Raw genomic sequence first — 20,218 nt, 5'->3', positions numbered from 1 at the left:
AACACTTTTAGTCATACTTATCGACCTGTTGTTGCCTATTATAAAACCTCGTTTCTAAAACTTATAAATAAAGAATACCATCACGTTTTTGTAAATTCAATATTAATTTTTAAATTTTCTTAAAATTTTTTATATCCAATTATAACTCGTATATATCAAACTTCGGTGAGTGATATCGACAAATAAGCCTTAATATAATTGCATGGAAGACCTGAATCGATTACGATTTCTAGGCTCTTATTTTTTATAAATCTGGGTTGCATGTAATAAAAGCCATGTTTAAGAAATATGACTCTCAATCCTTCATCAATTGTAAAAAACATGTCTATTATTGACTCGAAATACTTCTTCAGATCGTAACCTTCCCTTCCCACTTTTCTGTCTCTTTACAACGGAAGCAATCGTCTTTTCGATGACAAAACCGCATCGTGCGCAGCTCAATCGGTTCCTTCCTAACGATCAAATGCTTCCAATCATAACGCGTTGGAACGCACTGATTGAGATGACCGAGGGTCCGGTTACTTTTGGTCCAACGAACCCACCAGATAACATCCCAAACACCTTCAGCGGGATAATAGGTGACCTTGCGACTGCCGGAGTATATATGCAAATTCATCTAAAACCCCAGTACAATATCGTAACCTCACTCTGCCGTATTCCTATTATTCCATCTAATCCGTATAATTCATAAATAATTCTATCGAAAAAAGCACTTGTGTATTAAGGCCATTATCCTTTGTTTAAAAACTGCCTGTTTTGATACCTACGGATCTTACTGAACGTAATAAGTTAAGACATAGTCCACAGTAAATAACACTACAAATTCCCCAATGGTCACCCTTCATATAATCCAGCATTAGATGGAGACAAGGGTGGATACATAATGATTTACTTATTACTACTGTTTTTAATGGTGATTTTTCCCACAAGGGCAATAATTATAAATTATAAGTTTTGAACATTACTGCCTTATTTAAAAGGCCTATGCTGCGGTTTAAATCTTCTCTCACTCGCTTCTTATACCGTCTAGCTTCATCCATATTGGCAATTTCATATACCTTAAGCTCTTTACGCTAGACCGCTCTTTTACTTCTTCACAAACTTTTAACTAGGCACTTCCAATTCCCGGTACCCTTTTTGATTCTCATGGTATCCTGGGATCATATAACACATATGATGGAACATTTCGATCATACTGGAATGTTTCTCACTTAAGGAATCAAATGGAGATGAAATTAAATAAAAAAGTGCTAAGAGAGTTTTTATTTTCCTCCTCAGCACTTACTTACTATTAAGTTATAAAGCGATGGTGCTATTTGAGCTCTTCTAGTAATTCCTCACTTTCTTTTTTGATTCTCAAGATACTTATCGAAAATGAGAAATTCAAAAGCTCATTTGTAACACCGTTTTTCAATATTCATTTTTTATCCCAATCATACTCCTTCTTTATGCACTGTTCACATTTATTCAGGTACAATTCATGCTGTTCGATAATATCATAGCCGCAATCAGAACAAATTTTTGAAGGTAGATTTTTATAAAACCCTAGGTAATCAGTGTCTTTCCGTTCAATTGTAATATTTGCGCACATAAAAATCCTCCTCTTAATCTAGTTAATTAATCTTGAATGAAAATTCAGTCTAACCCATTGGTATATAAGCATAAATTTCATTAATACCGTCTTTATTGATAATTAGAAGGCACTAATTACGTTTGTTATTAAACAACACTGTTTCTATTTCATTCTAATAAAAAAGACCTGTATTACCAAGTTATTTTTTTAGTCGTTATAAATATAACAACCATTCTAATAACCACCAATATTACCTCCCAATGCTTGCTACGCTTAAGGACAAAGCTAATATAGGTAATTAAGTTTATAAAGAATTTAAGGAAATCGTTTAGGGGCCAGTTATTGTATCCACCTTTCTTTTTTTATTTCATAAATATCACGCCTTTCTATTATCTGTTGCCTATTAAGAAATACAGTTTCTTTTAAATCTTTTGTTGAAATGAATTTTATCACATGCAAGAAATTGATTCAAGAATATTCGGAATATTTTTTACCAAAATTAAGGGGTGCCATATCATAATTAATTTTCCCTTCCAGCTAAATCGCTGGTAAATCATTTGCCGAAAAAGATTAAGCCGGGTTATCCAGAAGGCAATCGGAACGCTCATGCACATCCGCCATATTATTTAAAAGATTAAATCCAGCATAAAAATGACCCCAAATTTTAAAGTGACGACAAATAAAGAAAAGTTTTCAATCCAATTTTCTTTATTTGTCGTAATGCCTATCCGGCTAATTTCGTTGTTAACTTATTCCAATCTACCATTTTCTCTAAAATGATCGATATGATTACACCCATAATGAGACCATTTGTAATTAATGGCTGCAATAGAACTGGAAAACTGCCGAATAGGGCCGGAGGGATATTCATTAGACTGACTCCAATTAGTACCGGACCTGCTAAACGGAATATCGTTTCCGAGTTAAAGAATGTACCCTTTAAGCTGTTTAAAGCTGTCCCAAACAATTGAAGATAAGCAACAAATAAAACCGCATTACCTATTGTTAGTGGCATGGTACCTAAAAATTCAGCTAAAGGCGGGATAATTCCAAGGAGGATAAACACAAAACCGCTAATCATAAACGGCTTTCTCCTATATAATTTTGTACTTTGTAAGAATCCGATTGTGGATGTAAAGGGTGTAAAAGGAACTAAGCCAAAAATGGCAGTGATAACCCCAAAAATCCCCGTTAAAAAAATTGAGCTTTTGTATTGTTTCTTTTCTACCTTTTCCTTATATACATCTGCAGCAGCTTGAATGGAGGCAAAAGAATTCGTCAAAGTCAGAAGGAATGCAAAAAAAGAGACGAAAACAATCCCTAGCTCTAAGTTCGGAGCCCCAAGAGGGAATATGGTGAATTCCATACTAGAAGAGCCTTCTACCGGATGAACTGACGGGAAAATAAGTCGATACACTAACCATCCTGCAACCATTCCTATCAGAATTGAAAAATTGCCAAAAACTCTTCCGCCTTTAATCTTTAATAGAGCTACAAAAATAACAACCCCAATTGAAACAAAACTGACAGGAAGATCAATTGTCCCATTTTCAGTTATTTTGAACATTCCTTTGAAGAAAATAAAGATGAGCTGAAAGGTTAACAAAAAAATATATACGCTTATTACCATCGGATTAATGATTTTTTGTATAATCGAAATAAAATTGAACGCAGCAATTAGAACAGTTACAGCTCCTGCGAGCAGAAAACCTGTTGTAATTCCTCCCCCAACTGTTGCATAGTCTATACCAAGTGCGGAAGCCGAAATCCCCATATTTAGCATTAAGCCCCACATTAATCCAGAGTGACTATCCAATAATGGATAACGATGGCCAACCCAGGCCTGCAAGATACTAGAAATGCCTGTAAAGATAAAAGAGCATCTTATTGTCATTTCAATCGTTTCGGGAGGAAGCTGAAACGCAGCTCCAATAGAAATTGGAACAACTACCGTATTAGCAAACATAAAAAAAAGCCACTGTACAGGAGACAAGAATGCTACAACAGCTCCTTGCTTTATCATGAATCGACACCTCTTCCAAAAACAATGATTACTTTATGAATCCTATTGATTGAAATAAATTGGATTTATTTATATAAAATGAAGAGAAGCGACTGTCTTCATTACAATCGCTCCTCTTCAATCACTTATTATATGAATGTTTAAAGCATCAATCGACTTTTTAAAGACGGATACTTACATTATTTAGTTTAACAAATTTATAGTTTATAAATTCATTATTTCTATTAATATCTCGTAATATCCATTGGCAATGAACCAGCAGCAAAGCCTACAAACATGAATCGCTTTGTCCCTGTATTTCTCATTCCATGAATTTGATTTGGTTTAGCTAATAATACCATGCCTTTTTTAATCGGAATTTCATTCTCTAAGTCTGGGAAATAAATTCCTTCCCCCTCCATGCACACCCAAATATCATCAACATTCGAATGGGAATGTAAATATAATTCCTGGCCAGGCTCAAGACACCAAACGGCTCCAACTGTTTTATCTGTTTCATAGAAATAGTTTTTTTGCGCTTCATCTGGATCAAATTTTGCGATTTTATCAATTTCGAAAACTCTTTCTGCTTTTATCGCTTCGATGTTTGTTAAAGTCGCTTCCCCTTCCACTTCCCAACACCTCATTTTTCTTATTTTTTTAGCTATTTTCGCATACTTTGTTGCGAATTTTATATATGATCATTAACAATGAAGATATACTTTCTTTCTATTCTTCATTTAAGCTATCATTCTGCTTACCTTTTACAATGCAGCGTCACGGTTGCAATCTTTAGAATAAACGTATGTTAAATTTTCTCTGCCTACAGCATAAGCTGCCTGATGTACATATGGTCCCATAAAAATATAATCTCCTTTTTTCACTGGAACCCATTGATTGTCTAGATTATACATACCTTCTCCTGAAAGTAGGTAGGCACCATGCTCTTGTACATGTGTTTCGATAAACGGATGGCATGCAGCAGGGTCAAAAGAAAGAATGTGAAAATTCATATCAAAATCTAGGTCTGTCGGTAAAAGATCTTTAATATTGACATTATGCATATCATCATAATTTCTATATTCAATCTTGTTCGCATGGTCTGAATAAACCCAAGGTTTCCGTCCTTCAAGTGGACGATATTTTTGTTTGTAAAGGAATAGTTTTGATTCTCCGCCAAATTGATTTTCTAAATACATTTTTGTTCCTGGAGGACAGTATAAATATCCGCTTTCTTCAAGAATAAATTCTTGCTCACCTGCAGCAGCTTTTATTTTGCCTTCAAGAACATAGACGAATGTCTCGATATTTTCTTGCCCGCCGAATCCCTCGCTATTTTTACCATCTTGTTTCATGGTTACAACGTAATCAACAAAGCTTGCACCAAGTTTTGGTGAACCTAAAATCGAAATAATGCAATTTTCAAATCCTGGAATCACATTGTTAACCAAGCCTTCAGGTGCGATTAATGCATATTTACCGTGCTCAATGATTGATCTGCTTGATAATAAGTCTTTAGGATAACCCATCTTATTTAAACTCCCCTTATGTTTTATTCTTTGAATTATTCGTTTCTAATTAAATGTTAATCGTTTTCACTTCATTCGTCATTATCACTAATGAATAAAAACACTTTTTATTTTTGTTTACTTTGGATAAATTGAGACTTTTACTTCTACTAATTTCTTATTCCTTCAAACCGATTTGTATCTCCCACTTTTCTTTAGACATCTAAAAAAGCTAATAATAGGACATGAGGCAGTGATCTAGTCCTGTTATTAGCTTTTTGCTTCCTAACATATGGTATTATTAGGAGTTGATTTCGGTTTTTTCCCCAATTGTAATATTGCCATTTTCAAACACAATCTTTCCATTTACAATCGTTGTTGTCACTTTTCCTTTAAAGGTTTTGCCAACATATGGGGATTGCTGATGGCGGTAGAACAAATCTTCCTGTTTCAGCTCGAAGCTTTCGTTTAGATTTACTATTGCAAGATCGGCATCACTATCAACGGCAATGATTCCTTTTTGCGGATAAAGTCCGAACAGCTTAGCAGGATTCGCAGCCGTTAACTCAACAACCTTTTCTAAAGGAAGATTACGATTAAAATACCCTTCAGTCAACATAATATTCAGTGTAGATTGAGCACCTGAAATACCGCCCCAAGCCTTGAAAAAGTCTCCATTTGTTACTTTTTTCATGCTTGGCGGTGCAGGAGAATGGTCAGAAGCTATGACATCAATTTCACCATTTGCTACAGCCAGCCATAGCTGTTCTACTTCTTGATCATCTCGTAGTGGTGGGCAACATTTTGCCACCCCGCCTTTTTCCTCTAAGTCTTTCAAAGTCAATGATAAATAATGAGGACATGTTTCCACAGTAATATCTACACCTCTCTGTTTAGCCTCATTAATGACTTCGACGACTTTTCGGCTGCTCGCATGAACGATATGCAGTTTACAACCTGTCGCTTCAGCATACGAAATAATCCTTCTTACCGCTTCAATTTCGGAAATAATCGGTCTTGATTCGACAAAGTCTTTGGCAGATGTTTTATTTTGCTTTTGTTTTTCTTCAGCGAGTTGATCACAAATGACCGTACTTTCGGCATGTACTGCTAATAAAGAACCGATTGAAGCGATTTCACTCATTCCTTTAAAAATCGCCCGATCATCTACATGATTGAAATCGGCAATTCCACTCGGCGACATAAAAGCCTTAAAACCAATTACCCCATTTTCATATAGTTCCTTAATATTCTCAATATTTTCTGGTACAAGTCCACCCCAGAAGCGGCAATTGACAACCGACTTTTCTTCGGACAAGACTCTTTTTAATTCCAAATTTTCTTTATTAATTGTTGGAGGTGTACTATTTAATGGCATATCAAAATAGGTTGTTACCCCACCTGCCGCTAAACTTCTACTACCTGTTCGTGCGCCTTCCCATTCAGTCCTTCCTGGCTCATTAAAGTGGACATGGGTATCAATTAATCCAGGTAGGATGTGCTGTCCACTTGCATCAATCTCCCTCTCTGCAGTTGCTGCTAAACTTTTTCCGACAGACACTTCTTTAATTTTCCCGTCTTTAATGGCAATATCCCCTTGAACAATCGTGTCTATTACAATATTTCCATTTCGAATAATTAAATCATATGTATCCATAATTTCCCTCCTCAATGGTAAAAAACACAAGATAATAAATGACTTTTATATTAAGCTACCTTTTTGCAATTTTTTTGAAAACAGTTTCATTCCAAATCAATTCTTTGTACAATTAATTTTAAATGATTTAATTTTCAAAATCATTATTCACTCTAAACAATTTAGTTAGAGATTTTTGTTTAAACAAAACATTAAAAAATGTCTATTATCGTTCAATCATTAAAAATATATTTGGCAAAAGAAGGAAAAAAGAGGGATTAGAATGAAAATTGTCGAAGATTTATTCATCGTAGATGTATTACAAGAAGCAAAAATTCTTGCTGGACATGCCGGACTCAAAAGGAAAGTTGAATCAATTGAGATATCAGAAACTCCTGACGTCATCAATTTTTTAGCCGAGAATTCCTTATTATTGACGACAGGCTACGCCTTTAAAGATGCCCCGCAGCAGTTAGGTGAACTCATTTCGCAAATAAATAAGCGTCCCTGTGCTGGAATTGCGATTAAGCTTAAACGATTCATTGATGTCATTCCACAAGAGGTAATCGATTTAGCTGACTCATTACAATTTCCAATCATTCAAATTCCGGAATCATTAACATTAGGTACGGTAGCCCATCAATTATTAAGCTTTATTTGGGATAACCAAATTGAAGAATTATTTTACGCGATTCATGTACACAAGAAATTTACCAATATGATGATGAAAGGCTATAGTTTGCATTCTTTAATCGAAAACCTTGGTTCTTTATTAAAATGTCCTGTTCTCCTTCTAGACCCTATCGGTGATGTAGCATCATGTTCCCACCATTTTCAAACGGGAAATATGAAAATCGTCATGGAAAATGTGGAGGATCATTTTAAACGTAATCTTGATAACTACCGAGAAAAAAATGACCTTACAATCGATATCTCTCGTGAACATCATCCAGGAATTTCGTTAAAAATGTTTAAAGTAAAAACGATGAACCCATATCCATATTTATTAATTATTTTAAATCCGGAGAAGCTGCCATATCCTTCTTCACAATTAACCATCGAGCAAGCATCAACTGTCATATCATTCACCTTGCTTAAAAATGAGGCGATTAGAGAGAACAGCCGTATGTTAGAAAATCACTTTTTTGCTTCACTTGTTGATGGAAACGTATCGACTAAACAAGAAATTATTCACATGGGAAAACAGTATGGCTTATTAGACAATCAGAAATACGTTTGCATTGTATGTAAGATGGATGATAATAAACAAAGCACAGATATCATGAATAGATTATACGATTATTTATATAAATTTTTTAAACAATCATTTTTAAAAATCGATAATAAAAATATCGTTTTCATGAAGGATTCATATTTTGTGATTTTAATGCAGTTTCCTTCAAATATTGATGAGCCAAATAAAAGCTCAATTGAAGAAAGACTTATAGAATTTCAGAATGAGGCTTATACAAATTTGAAAATTTCACTCTCGTTTGGAATCGGTAACTTTTTTAATGATCTTACCAATATTCCTGTAACATATGAAGAAGCGGTGAAGGCATGGAAACAAGGAGAAGAATTGTTTCAATACAAATTTATAAATTTTTATGAAACGAAGCAATTAAAGGAACTGATTCGATTAATTCCTGAGAAGGATCTGCGGAAATTTTACGAAAATACGTTGCGCTCTCTGGCGTATCCGAAAAATAAGGATGAAGAAGACTTAGTTAATACTTTATTTGTCTATTTAGATAATAATTGTGAAATTGCGATTACCTCTAGAAAATTGTATGTACACAGAAATACAGTAAAATATCGAATTGCCAAATGTGAGGAAATTTTAAATTATTCCATCCATGACTCTCAAGAATCGCTGCAATTACGAATCGCGTTACTTTTACGATCAAATTTCACTTAAATGAGAGGGAGTTAATCAGACCTTTCAATGAAATTAAAAGGCTGTTTTAGCAAACTTAATTGCTATTTACTTAGTAATGAGGAGAGGCGATTTTTCCTAAAAAACAACAATCTCTTGTAGAAAAGAACCAAATCAAAAAACTAAGGCTCGCTGCTTATCGAATGGAAAAAGCCTTAGTTTTTCTCATTCTATCATCGATATAAGTGAATAGTTTCTGCTTGTTGTTTTTCTATTATTCTTAAAGAAAAAACTTGTGATCCTATATATCACAAGTTTTTTAGTAAGTCTTTTTAATTAATCATCTATATATTAGTCTGTTTTCCAGCTATTTTCATAACTGTAGATAGAAGCACTTTAGCTCCGGCACCCATATCTTCATCTGTCACAAATTCATCAGGGTGATGACTAAGACCATCTTTACAACGAACGAAAATCATCGCAACTTCCGTCACATCGGCCATCGCCATTGCATCATGACCAGCACCACTCACTAGCTTAATAACGCTTCCACCCTGTTCACTAATTGATTGTTCAATTAAGGTCATGATTTCTTCGCTACAGTATACCGGGTCAGCTTCCATTACTTTTTCAAATGTAATTTGCAATCCTCTAGTCTCAGCTATTCTTTCACTTGCTATTAAAATAGCATCAATCGCTTTTTGTTTACGTTCGACATTTAAATCCCGAATATCGAGCGTTCCTGTAACGAAACCTGGTATGACATTACTCGCACCAGGACTAACTGTAAGTTTACCAACTGTTGCAACTAATGGTACGTTTTCGAGTGCAATTTTCTCGATAAAAGAAATAAGTTCACTTGCACCTAAAAGGGCATCTTGTCTAATAGCAACAGGAACTGTCCCTGCATGACCCGGTTTTCCAATAATGTCAAAAGAAAATCTTGTCGCACCTGCAATCCCAGTAACGACTCCAACTGCCTCATTTACCTTCTCAAGAACAGGTCCCTGTTCAATATGAAGTTCTAAATAAGCGAGAAGTTCCTCAGGAGTACGACTAGCGTGTTTATATGCATCTGGATCAGAAATTCCAATTGCTTTTAAAGCTTCAGCAATAGTGATTCCATTTTCATCTGTTCTTTCCAAATCTTCTGGAGTAAAAGTTCCAGCGATTGCTTTACTTCCAAGGAAAGTTGAATGAAATCTTACTCCTTCCTCATCACAGAAACCAACTACCTCAATTGGATTGTCTAAAACAATTTTATTATCGCGAAGGTATTGAACAACTTCAATTCCCGAAATAACACCTAAAATCCCATCATACTTACCTGCTTCAATGACACTATCTAGATGGGAACCAATCATTAAAACGGGTGCTGTTGGATTTTTTCCTTCATAACGGCCGATCATATTATTAAGACCATCTTTTCTTACAGACATCCCTGCTGCTTTCATCCACTCTTCAACAAGTCTTTCGGCTTTCGTACTTTCGATGGTGAATGGTAATCTTGTGACACCGACAGTAGTAGATGAACAACAAGCAAGTTCTTCAATTCTAGTACTGATTCTTTTCGCGTCAATATCCTGCTGCAGTTTAACCAAACAATAACTCCCCTTCCTATATAATCAATATAAGATCATAGTATTGTTTATTACAAAACGTAATTTTTAATAGAATCATAACATCCTAGGCAGATGATAGACAATAAGTCATTTTGAATCATAAGCGAGTTAAACGATTGATTCATTTGTTTAGTTATTGGTGTATTTTTCATGATATTACTCAGCGACAAGTACAAATACTTGTCGCTGAGTAAAGCAATTGCAATTTATATAGAAAGACTTACGAGGCGGCCTTTTGTTGAATGCACTAATGACCATGCATCAATAAGCGTACGTTTTGACTGGGCAATAACAATATCTGATGACTCTGTACCAACTGGTTTTACCTCAAAGGCAACAACATTCTTATTCCCTTCGCCGATATAACCAATTTCTAATAGAGCTCGTAAGTACTCTGCTAATTCTGGAACATCTACTTCACTTCCTGGATAGCCGAAACGAGGATGCTGATCACCATAGGCAGGATCAGAAGTATCTTTAATGTAGCAATTTCCGATATGCGCATGATTAATATAGTCTCGAGCAACCGTTAATGCATCAATTGACGTTTCGCGCTGCATTGGTAGATGGCTTAAATCAAGCATCAAACCAAAAGTAGGATCTACTTTACGAACCTCTTTTGCCACTTCAACAGCAAGTTTATTAGAACCGATTAAACATTTTTTATCTGTCTCATCATCAAATGTTTCAAGCGAAAGAATAAGATCACCTTTAGATCTTGCATATTCACATAATTCTTTAATCGAATCTGTTAATAATTGTAACGCAGTATCTTGATCAGCATCTGGTTTTGCACCGCTTAAGAAACCAAATTTAGAAGCATTTAATTCGTATGCCTGGTCAATTCCACCCTTCACTAATTCGATCGCTCTTCTACGCTCAGCTTCATCAAAAGAGTTAAGGTTTCCTTTGTTTCTTAAAAGAATTGGTTGTGCACCAAATCCGACAGTCATTCGGCCAGATTCTAAAATTTGCGCAACCGCTTTACGATCTTCAAGGTTGTTAATAGATGTAATCTCAATTCCAGAGAAGAAATCATCTTGAACAATTTTCTTAACTGTTTCAACAGTTGGACCGTCTCCACCCATTGTTTCAGGATAAGCCATAAAATGGACAATTCCGACTTTCATTGAATTATGAAGATTTGCTGACATGTTTTCGCCGATTTTTCGGCTTCCCTCCTTTAATATTGAAACTTTCACGTTAACTTGATTCCATTTACATAACCGTTATTTTGATAAGATTATCTTTGAAGCAATCGGAAAATGACCAATTGCTTCATTACGTTCTCAGAGATTTACAAAGTAATAACTATTTAGAATAGTTGATTTTATCGGAATATTTAAATCCGTTAAGTGCCCCGTTATTAGAGAACTCACATGCTTTTTCAGGATCGCCATCTACTAGTACTTCAATAATATATGGTTTACCTGAGTCGACTGCACGTTGTAATGCTGGTTTGATATCATCATAATGAGTAACTAGCTCACCACGAACACCCATTCCTGCTGCAGTTTTAACGAAGTCAATTCCCCGTTCACTATGTTCACTATCAGTTAATTCGTTTTTGTATTCTAAGTCAGTCGAAATGCGACGGTTATCATAGAACCAGTTTTGTTGTTGACGAATTAATCCAAGTAATGAGTTGTTCATACAGAAAATGATAACTGGGATATCATGCTTTGCAGCTGTCGCGATATCTTGTAATGACATTCCTAAGCTTCCGTCACCAAGGATGTTAACACTTTGTCTTTCAGGGAAAGCAAGTTTTGCTGCCATTGCTGCACCAAGCCCCCAGCCCATTGTACCTGCACCACCAGTTAATAGGTATGTTCTTGGTTCATACGTTTCAAATAATTGGCAAGACCAGATTTGGCTGATACCGCAGTCATGTGATACGAATGCATCGCGATCTAAGAATTCACGAAGTTCGCGTAATGCACGCTCTTGTCTGATCGGAAGTGTTGTGTAATCCGTTTTACGAGCCCATTTTTTACGCTCTTCCGTTAAGTCAATTTTAGTATCTGCTTCGGCAGTTGCAGCTACATTAGCCCCAAGGTCTTTATATGCTTCTGTCAGTTTAACCATGAATGTTTTAACATCAGAAACGATACCTAAAGTAGTTGGTACAACTTTACCAATTTCTTTGTTATCAAGGTTTACGTGGATAATTTTCTTACCGTTTTGTGTAAATACACCAACATTACCAGTAGAACGGTCAGCAAAACGTCCAGCAAGGTTAATTACTAAGTCAGCTTCAACAATTGTTTTGTTACCAAATGGAGTATCAAGCATTGTTCCCATACGTCCAGCGAATAATGGGTGATCGTTAGGGAAGGTATCCATACCCATACCAGTAGTTACAACAGGAATTTGAAGTTCTTCAGCTAATGCTTTTAATTCAGCAGTAGCATTTGCAAGGTTAACCCCGCCACCAGAAAGCAATACTGGTCTTTTAGCATCTTTTAATAATTCAAATGTTTTCTGGATATCCGCATCAGTAGCTTGTGGTAAGTTATCTACAGGAGTAGATGCAATCAGTTCATCGATATCAACTTCGATTTCAACTTTTTGTTGGTCAACTGGTAAGTCAAGTAGAACTGGACCTTTTCGACCTGTAGTAGCAGTTATCCATGCTTCATGAATAAATTGAGCAGCTTTAGAACCATCAGTTAAACGATATGCAGCTTTCGTTACAGGTTTAGCCATTTCAACTATTGGAGCTTCTTGGAATTGCATTGTTCCTATTAAACTATTTTTTTGTTGGCCAGTAATAGCAATCATTGGAATTGAATCCATCCATGCACTGTAAAGGCCTGTTAAGAAGTTCGTTCCTCCTGGACCGGAAGTTGCAGCACATACACCAACTTCCCCAGTTGCTCTTGAATAACCGTCAGCCATGAAAGCACCCGTTTGCTCGTGACGAACAACATATGACTCGATTTTCGTTAATTCTTTTACTGCATCATAAAATGGTAGGATTGCAGCTCCCGGTACACCGTAAAGATGTTTTACTCCTCTTTTTTCTAAATACAATGCAATTAGCTCTGCAGCTGTCATTATTTGTTTACCCATTTAAAACTCTCCCTTTTGATCGTTTTTAATATTTTCAAAGATTTGAGCAATCGATTCTTTTTCCCCTACATTTCCCGGAAACACGATATAAGGTGTATCTTTAAATTTTGCTTCGCTACCAGTTAACCAAACTGGAACACCAGGAATTGCCTGCCCTAAAATTTTTGCATATTTTATTTCCAAACCGTCAGTTGCCACATCACTAGAAGTGATACCGCCTTTTGCGATAATAAATTTCGGCTTAACTTTTAGTGAACGAACCACTTCGACCAAAGCACTTGAAACGGTTTGACTAATTTTTAAATTTTCTTCTTTATCTTTTGCAATAATTACATCTCTACTTGTATAAACAAGCGTATCTCGATTAGAAGAAATATTATAATCTACTAATTGGCATACTCGTGTTAGCTCTTCAGCTCTCGTTTCTTCATCTATTATTTTCACAACATTAAGTTGGATTTGTTCAATCGGGTATTTCTTCATTAGTTCGTTAATTTGTTCGGTTGTTTTTTTTGTGTGAGAACCTACAACGATAAATCCACCATTGTTACGGCTTTCATCTTTTGAAACAATCTCATCAGCTGACAAATATGGACGATCATTTATTCCAGTAATCGATTTTACAAAAGATGCTGCAGTTCGAAATAAGAAATGTTTACCAGAGTCAATTGCTTTAAGGATTGCTAATGATACAATGTCTAAATCATAATAAGATTTAGCATTCACTATAATAGGAGTATTATTGTTGGCAGAGAGTAAAATCTCGTAAATTTTATCAATACCACCAATATGAATATCTTCGAGTGAAATGATCAATGCGGACTCTGAAGATACTCTTCCATTTGTCTTCTCTTCAATCCATTTTGGCAAATTAGCTGTATGGAAGCCGAATACCGAATCCTTCGCAAATTCCGTTTCACATACAGGGACAAGCTGGCCATCTACAGCTAAATAATGAGTATTATCTAATGTATAACGATGCCCTTCAAAGAAGGCAGGGATAATTAAGTGTCCTGAAATCTCACCATTCCCCACTTTAAAAAGTTCATCTTGTAGTACATCAATTTCCAGTGGATAATGTCCTCTTAATGTTGAGTCACCTCTACTAATAATTGAGAAGTTAATATCCATTTCTTTCGTTACTTCAACAATGTTTTGAACAATCTCTCTATTGATGTTTTCTGCTTTTTCCGCATTGTAACTTCTTGTATTTGTTAAAATGTAAAGTACACTTCTCTGATCAGATAAACCTTTTTTTATCCAATCTTTGCTCCAATCTGTAATGACAAAAATATCATGAACAGTTTGGACACCAGTTGGATCATCATCTAAAACAATAAACTTATGTTTTGTTTGTTTTAAATGATCTTTGATTTTTGCACGCAGGCTATCATCCGATTTAGAGAAGAGAGGATTTTCTATAGTATCTGTTAAATTTGGATATTGGGTCACGTTTGACAAAACCCCTCCCCCTTTCATTAGCTAAAAAGGTTACTAGCTATTTACTCTCTCACCTAATAATTCATTTGCAGTCGAAACAATCCGATGTGCTCTTAATTCAAAGAGGTCGAGTAACTCATCCATTTTTCCAGAAACTCCGAAACGGTCATTTGTACCGATTCTTCTTAATTTAGCAGGTTGATTTTCTGATAGTACTTCAGCAACTGCACTACCTAAACCTCCGATAATTGAATGCTCTTCAACTGAGATAACATTTTTTGTTTTCGCAGCTGATGCTACAATTGCTTCTCTATCAATAGGTTTAATTGTATGAATGTGCAAAAGTTCTGCGCTTACACCTTGTTTTTCTAACTCCTCTACTGCTTTTAGTGATTCATCAAGCATAATACCAGTACTGATGATTGTAATATCAGATCCTTCACGGTATTTAATTGCTTTACCGATTTCAAAAGGTTCTTCTTTCTTTGTAACGATCGGTACTGGTAATTTACCAACACGCAGATAAATAGGTCCTTCATGGTAATAAGCTGCTTCTACTGCTTTTTCCATTTCAACAGCATCTGCTGGAACAATTACTGTCATACGCGGAAGAGAGCGCATTAAAGATATATCTTCAAGCGGCAAATGTGTTGCTCCTTCTTGAGCAGCTGATGTACCAGCGTTATGACCGACAATTTTCACATTGTTATTTGAGTAACATACCGAAATTCTCATCTGATCAAATGCGCGTCCAGTAAGGAAGTTTGCATAAGCATTTGCAAATGGTACTTTACCTGCTATCGCCATACCGGCCGCAGTTCCAACTAAATCACATTCAGAAATACCGATGTTAAAAAAGCGTTCTGGAAATCTATTTTTAAATAGATTTGTCATATTTGATTTTGCGCAGTCCGCATCAAGAACTACTAAATTATCATGTCTTTCTCCAAGTCTAATTAGTGCATCAGCAAAACCTTTACGTGGTGCCTCTAGATTTGCCATCTTAAGCCAACTCCTTTAAAGCGATTTCTAACTGCTCATCATTCGGAGCCATTCCATGCCACTCATGGGTATCTTCCATAAATGAAACTCCCTTACCTTTAACGGTATGAGCTAGAATTGCAGTAGGTTTACCTTTTGTACGTTTAGCTTCTTTAAATGCGTCATTAACTGCATTGATATCATGGCCATCGATCTCAACAACGTGCCAACCGAAAGCTCTAAATTTATCTCCAAGATTTTTAACACCTTTTACATTTTCAACGAAATCATCAAGTTGGATTTTGTTCCAGTCGATTATTGCACAAACGTTATCTAGATTGTAATGTGCAGTTGTCATCGCCGCTTCCCATATTTGACCTTCTTGTAATTCTCCATCACCGATCATGCAATAGGATCTTCTATTGCTGCCATCTAGTTTTGCAATTAATCCAACACCATTAGCAACTGATAATCCTTGACCAAGTGATCCTGAAGATATGTCTACACCTGGAATATGCTCTCCACATGGATGTCCATGTAATCTGCCGTCTACATCCCTGAATGTCATTAACTCTTCGGTAGGGAAGAATCCTTTTTCAGCCAATACCGAGTAAAACACAGGTGTACAATGTCCTTTGGAAAGAAAGAAACAATCACGGTCTTGCCAATCTGGATTGTTGGAATCTACATTCATGTGTTCAAAAAATAGTACTGACATTAGTTCAGTGGCAGATAAAGATCCACCTGGATGCCCACTTCCGGCATGATTTGTCATTTTAACTATGTGTCGGCGAATTCTCTTGGTTAGATCATTATAAAATTCGCTTTTCTCTTTTGTAAAAACCATTTTTACTCCTCCTCTGTTTCTTAATAAACAACATAGTTCCGAATTATATTTAAAAAAATAAAACGTTTCCGTTGCTTATTAACTAACCACGTTTCTTATTTTGATAATACCATCGTTTTTTGAATATTTCAAGTGTTTGTAATTAAATTTTTAATTAAAATGTGTCGGAGAAAAGAAGATCAGAACGCCATATTAAAAAGAGTCTCCCAGCTTTTTGGACGTTGAGAGTATAGAAAAAGCTAGAGTTTTTTTATGATTATTAGAATTTCGAAGATATATTAGTTTTTATTGAGGATACAGAATATCTTAGATAAATCTTTAACGTCTAAGATACTCCCAATCAATCATTTTCTCCATAAAAAAAAGAACTGGTCTTATAACCAATTCTTACTTCACATCAATCAATTGTCTGTGTAACCAAGCCTCTTGGAAATCTTTTTACCTATATCCTTTATAATTGGTTTAATTTCTGCTATTCTTTCTTCAGTCATTCGGATGCTTGGTCCTGAAATGCTAACAGCAGCAGTAATTTTCTTCTGATTATCAAAAATTGGTGCTGCAATACAGGTGACTCCAGGTTCATTTTCTTCAACTTCTATACCAATGCCTTCATTCCTTATTTTTCCCAATTCCTTAAAAAAGGAGTCTTTATCTGTAATCGTTTGTTCAGTATGTTTTGGTAAACCATACTTATCAATTACATCTACAATCTCATTTAGCGGCAGATGCGCTAGGATGACCTTCCCAACTGCCGTACAATGCATCGGTGCTCTTCTTCCTACTTGTGAATGTGTTCTAAGGGTTTCACTTCCTTCAAGTTTTTCAATATAGATTACTTCTCCTTGATCATATACCGTTAAGTGGATCACTTCATTAAAATGTGATTCTAATTCTTCCAAAAAAGGTTTGGCTTGAGTCCTCAAGTCAATAGATTCAAGTAGCATCGAACTTAATTCTAAATATTTATAGCCTAATCTATATTTTTTAGTTTCAGGATTTTGTTCGATGAATCCATGATCTACAAGAGTACTTAATAATCTGAATATAGAGCTTTTATTTAAATCCAGATTAGCGGCCAGCTCAGTAACACCCATCCCTTCTTTACGCTTGCTTACTAATGAAATAATTGTTAATGCCCTATCTACTGACTTAACCATTTATATTAATCCTCCGATTTAGGCCTAAATTATTAATCCTGTTTCTTTAACTTACCACAAGAGCAATAACGACCTTATTTATATAAAATGACACCACTGTAATTTTTATTTTCTTCCATTTTATCAGAAAAAATGTTGCGTAGAAAGCAATAATAAAGTTTTATCAAGTTACCGTACTAAAGTTTTTGAATTGAAAGTAATTATCAGAAACTTAACACCATTTATATCTTATCTAAAAAAAATAAAAAGAAGGATGACGCCATAAAGAACACCTTACATGCCCTTTTAGGTCAACCTTCTTTAAGAGAAACGCACATGTACCTTAATTAGTTTAAACCTTTGACTTCAAGGAATTAGGCGCTGGCAATTGCTACATCGAATCTCTAAAGAGAAGCTGTGGATGAGCTTAATGTCATGGATGCTATTAAGGTACATAATGGAAAGAAGATCTATTTTAAGGTTAAAAAATAGTCCCCTCTCACATGGGGACTACAAAAATTAAATTGAAATGCCTTGAGTCTGTAAATAAATGTTATTGATGCATAAACATTTTCTTTGATATTATATGAAAAACAATTCGTATCCGTTAATCTAATGATTACTTTTTAACTATTAAAAAAATTGACTTAACTGCTTCTAAAGCCGCTTCATAGTTAGGATGTTTCGTAACTTCCTGAACGTATTCAACATACTGCACGATACTTTTTTCGTCTACAACGAATACTGCACGGCATTCTAAACGATATTCCTTCATGTAAGTACCATAAGCTGTCCCAAATGACATGTTAATATGATCTGAAAATATTTGTACCTGTTCTAGTCCTGCAGCTTCACACCATCTGTTTTGTGCAAATGGAAGATCTGCACTAATTGTCTTTCTTGAGTCATATGTTTTTCCTCCTAATTCCTTAGAAATTCTTCTAAAAATATGATTAGCTTCCTCGATAAGTGCTATATGCACCTGCTTTTTTTAACGTCCGTTCATTCCATTAATAGGCAGATTCCATTATAATAAGTGGTTCAGTTTAAAATAGTTTACTATTTTCATGTAATGTCTCTTTCTAAACATAGTATGAAGCACTATCGTTACTTAATAAAAAGTTTTCAATTTTATCCTCTACTACGTTTTGAACAACCTTTTGAACTAAAGTTAATATTTCAGTAGGTAGTTCAGCCCACTCCTTTTCAGTAACATAATTTTCTCTATTGAGAGCTTTTATCATCGCATGTTCTAAATCTGTTGCAATATTCACTTTACTAATTCCACCGCTAGGAATTTGAATTGCATTTTTAATTATCTCTGATGGAGTGCCTGAACCGCCATGTAATACTAAAGGCACAGATGTTAACGCACGAATTTCAATTAAACGTTCAATATCAATTTTTGGATCTTTAACGAGATAGACCCCATGTGAAGTCCCTACAGAAACCGCTAATGCATCAACTCCTGTCTCTTCAACAAACTGTTTTGCTTCCTCAGGGTCTGTAAATAGCTCTTCATCAACGTCTGTTTCAATAAAGTCAGTTGTCCCAATTTTGCCTAATTCAGCTTCAACAGTTACGCCTTTTGAATGTGCATACTCCACAACCCTTTTTGTTATCTCGATATTTTTCTTAAATGGTTGCTCTGATGCATCAATCATAACGGATGTAAAACCAACTTCGATAGCTTCCGAAATTACATTTAAGTCCTTCGTATGATCTAAATGTAATACAGCAGGGATTTTAATATTCTCCTCTTGAATAACACGATAAAACTCTCTGCTAAATTCCTCTAAATTAATTCCATATCGTTCTTGCTCCCTCTCAGAAGTCTGAACAATAACTGCAGAATTCATTTCTTTGGCCGCTCTAAGAATAGGAGCTATCATTTTTGTAGCTCTAGGAGTAAATGAACCGACAGCAAATTGATTTTGCTTAGCCAATGCAAGGACTTTAGTTAACGAACAAACATTATTAGCTTTTAAATTTGTTTCCATTCATTTCTTACCACCTTTCTGTTTGAAATACATAAATTTTAGATTTTAACTCTTTTTTAATCGGTGTAACTTTTTTCTTTCATACCAAATTTGTTACTCAATAAACAACGATGTTTCATTTTATTTTAATCATTTATCAAAAATATTGCAAAAATTATTACTCTTCCCACCCAGAAAAAAATAATGCCTCCGTTGCAATATATGAAACTTAATTAATATGTTTATTTTCTTTTTTTTCAGAAAACTTAGTGTTATAATTATCCTACCAACTTATTTACTATATTAAATTGTGGGTTTTCAATAAATAACACGGAAAGGGGGATTGTTAATGGATATTTGTATTTCTTGCGGAGAGGAATTATCTATTATGGAGAGGAATCGAGCGGAATGCTGGGAGTGCAGAGACACAACAAACTCAGAAGCGGATTGATCATGACATTTAATAATTTTATGATAGTTTTATATAAAAACTAGTGTCCCTAACCCTTTTATCCGCCATGGGACCCGGACCTAAACGATTTT

Annotated in this window: 16 protein-coding genes and 1 pseudogene; 2 read left to right on the top strand and 15 right to left on the bottom strand. The window is 35.1% G+C overall.

Annotated elements, in window-relative coordinates:
• Window positions 1-331: 331 nt before the first annotated feature.
• A complete protein-coding gene (locus ACFQZ9_RS29155; protein ID WP_498946837.1) occupies window positions 332-691 on the top strand; it encodes a hypothetical protein in 360 nt (119 codons plus the stop codon).
• Between the two features lie 247 nt (window positions 692-938).
• Here the strand turns inward: ACFQZ9_RS29155 and ACFQZ9_RS29150 are convergent.
• The 6 genes and pseudogenes from ACFQZ9_RS29150 to ACFQZ9_RS29125 form a co-directional block, all read right to left on the bottom strand.
• Window positions 939-1,058, bottom strand: a pseudogene (locus tag ACFQZ9_RS29150) (hypothetical protein); the annotation flags it as partial.
• 359 nt (window positions 1,059-1,417) lie between these two features.
• A complete protein-coding gene (yhfH, locus tag ACFQZ9_RS29145) occupies window positions 1,418-1,591 on the bottom strand; it encodes a protein YhfH (protein WP_133338274.1) in 174 nt (57 codons plus the stop codon).
• A gap of 706 nt (window positions 1,592-2,297) precedes the next feature.
• The gene (locus ACFQZ9_RS29140) at window positions 2,298-3,596 is read right to left on the bottom strand and encodes a uracil/xanthine transporter (protein WP_498946836.1); all 1,299 of its coding nucleotides are present in this window, start codon (window positions 3,594-3,596) and stop codon (window positions 2,298-2,300) included.
• A 224-nt stretch (window positions 3,597-3,820) separates the two neighbouring features.
• Window positions 3,821-4,207 (bottom strand): cupin domain-containing protein, encoded by a 387-nt coding sequence (locus ACFQZ9_RS29135; RefSeq protein WP_498946835.1) that lies wholly within the window; start codon window positions 4,205-4,207, stop codon window positions 3,821-3,823.
• A 132-nt stretch (window positions 4,208-4,339) separates the two neighbouring features.
• A complete protein-coding gene (gene allE / locus ACFQZ9_RS29130; RefSeq protein WP_498946834.1) occupies window positions 4,340-5,104 on the bottom strand; it encodes a (S)-ureidoglycine aminohydrolase in 765 nt (254 codons plus the stop codon).
• A gap of 280 nt (window positions 5,105-5,384) precedes the next feature.
• Window positions 5,385-6,740, bottom strand: a complete 1,356-nt coding sequence (locus ACFQZ9_RS29125; protein WP_498946833.1) for an amidohydrolase family protein — start codon at window positions 6,738-6,740, stop codon at window positions 5,385-5,387.
• A gap of 262 nt (window positions 6,741-7,002) precedes the next feature.
• Between ACFQZ9_RS29125 and ACFQZ9_RS29120 the strand changes: the two genes are divergently transcribed.
• Complete coding sequence (locus ACFQZ9_RS29120) at window positions 7,003-8,637, top strand: PucR family transcriptional regulator (RefSeq protein ID WP_498946832.1); 1,635 nt, start codon at window positions 7,003-7,005, stop codon at window positions 8,635-8,637.
• Window positions 8,638-8,939: 302 nt separating this feature from the next.
• Here ACFQZ9_RS29120 and ACFQZ9_RS29115 read toward each other — a convergent pair whose 3' ends face one another.
• The 9 genes from ACFQZ9_RS29115 to ACFQZ9_RS29075 all read right to left on the bottom strand — a co-directional run bounded on the left by ACFQZ9_RS29115 (window position 8,940) and on the right by ACFQZ9_RS29075 (window position 19,696).
• Entirely contained in the window at window positions 8,940-10,196 is a 1,257-nt protein-coding gene (locus ACFQZ9_RS29115) for an allantoate amidohydrolase (RefSeq protein WP_498946831.1), read from the bottom strand.
• A gap of 227 nt (window positions 10,197-10,423) precedes the next feature.
• Entirely contained in the window at window positions 10,424-11,419 is a 996-nt protein-coding gene (locus tag ACFQZ9_RS29110) for a sugar phosphate isomerase/epimerase family protein (protein ID WP_498946830.1), read from the bottom strand.
• 109 nt (window positions 11,420-11,528) lie between these two features.
• The gene (locus tag ACFQZ9_RS29105; RefSeq protein WP_498946829.1) at window positions 11,529-13,292 is read right to left on the bottom strand and encodes a thiamine pyrophosphate-binding protein; all 1,764 of its coding nucleotides are present in this window, start codon (window positions 13,290-13,292) and stop codon (window positions 11,529-11,531) included.
• Complete coding sequence (locus ACFQZ9_RS29100; RefSeq protein WP_498946853.1) at window positions 13,293-14,744, bottom strand: four-carbon acid sugar kinase family protein; 1,452 nt, start codon at window positions 14,742-14,744, stop codon at window positions 13,293-13,295.
• Between the two features lie 42 nt (window positions 14,745-14,786).
• The gene (locus ACFQZ9_RS29095) at window positions 14,787-15,734 is read right to left on the bottom strand and encodes a transketolase family protein (protein ID WP_026574584.1); all 948 of its coding nucleotides are present in this window, start codon (window positions 15,732-15,734) and stop codon (window positions 14,787-14,789) included.
• Between the two features lies 1 nt (window position 15,735).
• Complete coding sequence (locus ACFQZ9_RS29090; RefSeq protein ID WP_498946828.1) at window positions 15,736-16,560, bottom strand: transketolase; 825 nt, start codon at window positions 16,558-16,560, stop codon at window positions 15,736-15,738.
• 401 nt (window positions 16,561-16,961) lie between these two features.
• Window positions 16,962-17,717 carry an IclR family transcriptional regulator gene (locus ACFQZ9_RS29085; RefSeq protein ID WP_498946827.1) on the bottom strand — a complete coding sequence of 252 codons (756 nt, stop codon included), beginning with the start codon at window positions 17,715-17,717 and terminating at the stop codon, window positions 16,962-16,964.
• Between the two features lie 598 nt (window positions 17,718-18,315).
• Complete coding sequence (locus ACFQZ9_RS29080) at window positions 18,316-18,678, bottom strand: redoxin family protein (RefSeq protein ID WP_498946826.1); 363 nt, start codon at window positions 18,676-18,678, stop codon at window positions 18,316-18,318.
• A gap of 100 nt (window positions 18,679-18,778) precedes the next feature.
• Entirely contained in the window at window positions 18,779-19,696 is a 918-nt protein-coding gene (locus ACFQZ9_RS29075) for a class II fructose-bisphosphate aldolase (protein ID WP_498946825.1), read from the bottom strand.
• Window positions 19,697-20,218: the final 522 nt, after the last annotated feature.

This window comes from Neobacillus sp. GCM10027624, assembly GCF_042675345.1.
In the GTDB taxonomy this organism is placed as follows: domain Bacteria; phylum Bacillota; class Bacilli; order Bacillales; family Cytobacillaceae; genus Neobacillus; species Neobacillus cucumis_D.
This window is presented reverse-complemented; position numbering and strand designations above follow the sequence as displayed.